1 rRNA gene is annotated in these 388 nt (G+C 44.6%); it reads left to right on the forward strand.

The window, feature by feature from the left end:
• Positions 1-88 precede the first annotated feature (88 nt).
• A 16S ribosomal RNA gene (locus P0G09_RS15925) occupies positions 89-388 on the forward strand; the annotation flags it as partial.

Genomic DNA, 388 nt, shown 5'->3' on the forward strand with positions numbered 1-388 from the left:
TAGGGTCATCAATCATTACGATTGATGCAAAAACATTTGCGAAGTCAATTCGCTTAATTTAAATTTGAGCTTTTCAAGTTCTTATATTTTATATGAGAGTTTGATCCTGGCTCAGGATGAACGCCGGCGGTGTGCCTAATACATGCAAGTCGAACGCGTTGGCCCAACTGATTGAACGTGCTTACACGGACTTGACATTGGTTTACCAGCGAGTGGCGGACGGGTGAGTAACACGTAGGTAACCTGCCCCAAAGCGGGGGATAACATTTGGAAACAGATGCTAATACCGCATAACAATTTGAATCGCATGATTCAAATTTAAAAGATGGCTTCGGCTATCACTTTGGGATGGACCTGCGGCGCATTAGCTTGTTGGTAGGGTAACGGC

Origin of the sequence: Faecalibacterium sp. DFI.5.82, assembly GCF_029076575.1 — a bacterium.
Lineage (GTDB): Bacteria > Bacillota > Clostridia > Oscillospirales > Ruminococcaceae > Faecalibacterium > Faecalibacterium duncaniae.